General features: G+C 71.5%; 3 protein-coding genes. All 3 read right to left on the bottom strand.

Annotated elements, in window-relative coordinates:
* Positions 1 to 1,301, bottom strand: a 1,301-nt coding sequence (locus HMPREF9719_RS07615) for a class I SAM-dependent methyltransferase (protein WP_004601410.1), incomplete at its 3' end; no start/stop codon positions are given.
* Between the two features lie 148 nt (positions 1,302 to 1,449).
* Positions 1,450 to 2,964, bottom strand: coding sequence for an FAD-binding oxidoreductase (locus HMPREF9719_RS07620; protein WP_004601411.1), 1,515 nt, complete (start codon positions 2,962 to 2,964; stop codon positions 1,450 to 1,452).
* 61 nt (positions 2,965 to 3,025) lie between these two features.
* Positions 3,026 to 3,725: type VII secretion protein EccB (locus HMPREF9719_RS07625; RefSeq protein WP_004601412.1), on the bottom strand; the 700-nt coding region annotated here is incomplete at its 5' end.

A 3,725-nucleotide genomic window follows, 5' to 3' on the forward strand; every position in this document is an offset into this window, starting at 1 on the left:
TAGACGCGCCACCACATCCGCTCGGGCAGCCCGCCGCGCGAGCCGTCCTCGAGGAGCTTGACACCGAGCACCTGGTGGAGCTGCACGACGTTGTGCTCGAAGCCCCACTCGGAGCCGGCCATGTACATGCCCCACAGGCGTGCGGTCTGCGGGCCGACGAGCTCGACGGCCTCGTCCCAGTTGGCCTTGAGGTTCTCGCACCAGTGCCACAGGGTGCGCATGTAGTCGAAGCGCAGGTTCTCCTCGTGGAGCACCTCGAAGCCGTTGTCCTGCATGTTGCGGATGATCGTGCCCGAGCCGGTGAGCTCCCCGTCGGGGAAGATGTAGCGGTTGATGAACCCGCCCTTGGGCGTGCGGTGGTTGTCCGGGTAGGTGATGCAGTGGTTGAGCATCCGCCCGCCCGGGCGCAGCTTGCCGTTCAAGAATTTGAAGTAGCTGGCGTAGTTGTCGACGCCGATGTGCTCGAGCAGCCCGATCGAGGAGACCGCGTCAAAGTCGCCCTCGGGCACGTCGCGGTAGTCGAGGTGGCGGATCTCCGCGAGGTCGCCGAGGCCTTCCTCGGCGATGGCGCGCTGGCCCCACTCGGCCTGCTCCTTCGACAGCGTCACCCCGAGCGCCTTGACGCCGCGGCGCGCCGCGTAGCGCACCATGCCGCCCCAGCCGCAGCCCACGTCGAGGAGCCGGTCGCCCTCCCCGATGCGCAGCTTGTCGAACACGAGGCGGTGCTTGTTGTCCTGCGCCGCCTCCAGGGTGCTGTCCGGCTCGGGAAAGTAGGCGCACGTATACGTCATCGAGTCGCCGAGGAACAGCTCGTAGAAGTCGTTGCCCACGTCGTAGTGGGAGGAGATGACGTCCGCGTCGCGCTGCTTGGAGTGCTTGCTTAAGCCCTGGCGCAGGCGCCGCTCGAGCCAGGAGGCGGTCTCGGCCTCGGGGACGGGCAGGATCTTCAGCGCGCCCATCGCCTTGAGCGAGCGGAAGATGCGGGTGATCTGCGCGAGGTTGGGCTTCTGCACCCGGCCGTAGAACTCGCGCAGCGCGTCGAAGATGCCGTAGGGGTGCGCGAGGTGCTCGCCCTCGACCTTGAGCTCCCCGGTGAGCCACGCGCGGGCGAGCCCCACGTCGCCCGGCGCGGTCGCGACGTAGGCGAGCGCGTCCGGGGAGGTGATCTCCACCGTGAAGCGGGCGTCGGGCGAGCCCGTCTCCGAGCCGTCGAACGCCTTCCAATAAAACGGGTTGGGCGGCACGACCAGCGTGTCGATGATCTCCGCCACGCTCATCGGCTGAAAGGACCCTGAGGCCATAATCCTGGACCCACCATTTCTAATCGCGTTGTTTGTTTTTTCGCCGCCCTTAAAGCCGGGGCGCGGCCCGGGCGGGGCGCCCCGGGGGGCACCGTAGGCAACTGTATCTCGCTTCACGCCACGCCGCGGCGGCCCGGTGCGGACGGCGCTAGACCGCGGTGACGGTCTTGTCGTAGAGCGTCGGGAAGCGGCCGTCGGGGTCGTAGACCTCCTTGAGGCGCTCGGGCGCGTCCCCGCCGTAGAGGTCCGCGAACTCCTCCCTGTCGTAGTACGCCTCCGAGTAGAGGGACTTGTGCCCGCCGAGCTCGCGGACCTTGTCCTCGATAACGCGGTTGAACGCGCCCGGCTTCGCGTCCGGGGAGACGTGGTCGCCGGGCACCCCGGACCAGAAGCCCACGTTGATCCACAGCTCCCCGGGGTTGAGCGGGTAGAGCGGCCAGGGCGTCTCCTCGCCGGAGAGCACCTCTCCCCTACCGGCGAGGGAGTCGACCCCGTCGCGCAGCCGGATCGGGCACAGCCACACCGGCTGGATGTCGGAGGCCTGGAAGAACCAGTGGAGCCACTCGGGCAGCCGGTCGACGGTGACCTCGATGTCCTGGACGACGCGCTCGGTACGCGGCTCACCGTGGGGCCGCTTGAGGACGTTGTACTCGATCTCGTACTTGCGGTCGAGGCCCACGAGCTTCCAGTAGAACGACGAGCGCTTCAGGTCCCTGGGCCACAGGGCGCGCACCGTGGGGTTCTGCGTGCCGAACGCCCGCGAGCACCAGAACCAGTCGACATCCCAGCGCCAGATGTAGTCCCGGATCGTCAGCCGGTCGCGCAGGATCCCCTTCGGGTGCTGCAGCGAGCGGTAGTAGATCTTCTCGCCCGTGTAGTCCGACACCGGGCCCGGCTCGCCGGTCTGGCGGCCCAGGCTGACGTACGCCTCCTCAGGCGAGAACGCCACCCCGTCGAGGTAGTCGACGCGCTCCCCGTCGAAGGAGCCGCTGGCGGCCACCTCGCCGAGCACCTCGGCGAGCTCCTCCGGCGAGTCGCAGCGCACGTGGCGCAGCGCGACGAACGGCTCGACCTCCTCGAGCTCGATGCGCAGCCGCACCGCGTAGCCCAGCGAGCCGTACGAGTTGGGAAAGCCCCGGTAGAGGTCCTCGTTCTTCGTTGGGGAGCAGGTCACCACCTCGCCGGTGCCGGTGAGGATGTCCATCTCGAGGACGGACTCGTGCGGCAGGCCGTTGCGGAAGCTCGTCGACTCCACGCCCATGCCGGTGACCGCGCCGCCCAGCGTGATCGTCTTGAGCTGCGGCACGACGAACGGCGCGAGCCCGTAGCGCAGCGTCGCGTCCACGAGGTCCTCGTAGGTGCACATGCCCTGCACGTCCGCAGTCTTCGCCACCGGGTCGACGTCGATGACCCCGCCGAGCCCCGACACGTCCAGCCCGGCGGCCTTGCCGGAGCGGCCGCGGAACAGGTTCGACGTCTTCTTCGCCAGGCGCACCCGCTCGCCCTCGGGCACGGCGCGGAAGCTCTCGAGCAGGCGCTCCACGCCCCGCTCGTGCTCGAACCAGCCCTTCGGCTGGACGTCCACCGGATCGAGGCCACGCCCGATCGGCAGGGAGTCGCTCACCCGGCCCGCCAGCGAGACCAGCTTTGTCCCAATACCCATATCCCACAGGCTACCCTCGACGCGGGAGGCCGCTTCGGGGCGTCCCTCCGCCCGGGCGTGGCTAGAGCGGCTCCCGGGCGCGCTCGGCGGTGAGCTCCGCGCCCTCGGGCAGGAGGCGCAGCGCCGGCCAGAAGCACTCCGGCGGCTCCCCGGCGCCGAGCGCCTGGGCGTCCTCGGGCTCGGGCACCGCGTGGCGGGTGCCCGCCGCGGCGACGATGACGACGCCGCCCGGGGGGCGGCAGGCCGCCGCGCCCGCGGTTGGCGCTTCCCCGGCGGGCGCCGCGTGGTTGAGCCTCGCCGCCGCCCAGCCGTCGTCGCCGGGGGCGAGCTCCGCGCTTCGGCCCGGGCCGGCCTCGGCGCGGCGCTCGGGGCGACCCTCGGGGCCTGCCGCGCAGATCGCCTCCCCTCCCCCGTCGAGGCGCAGCCGGCGCTCCGGCAGGACAACCTCGCCGGCTGCCGCCGGGGGCTCGTCCCCGCCCGCGGCGAGAGCGTCGAGGACCTCCCGCCCGGCGCGGGTGACGAGCAGCTCCCCCGACTCTGTCGCGACGACCCCGCCGTCGCCGCGCGGCTCGTAGCGCGGCGCGGGATCCGGCACCCGGTAGCCGGGCAGTTCGCGAAGCGCGGCGAGGAACCCCGCGGGCGCCTCCCTGAGCTCGGCGCGCGCGTCGATGCCGAGCGCGGCGCGCACCGCGCGGCCCGCCGGGGAGCCGGCCTCGGGAAGCTCGCGCAGCCCCTCGCGGTCGAGCACGAACTCGCGGCCG

Source organism: Corynebacterium otitidis ATCC 51513, from assembly GCF_000296405.1.
In the GTDB taxonomy this organism is placed as follows: Bacteria; Actinomycetota; Actinomycetes; order Mycobacteriales; family Mycobacteriaceae; genus Corynebacterium; species Corynebacterium otitidis.

Excerpts from the sequence above, each read along its gene's own strand:
- HMPREF9719_RS07620 (WP_004601411.1), bottom strand. The coding sequence starts at position 2,964 with ATGGGTATTGGGACAAAGCTGGTCTCGCTGGCGGGCCGGGTGAGCGAC.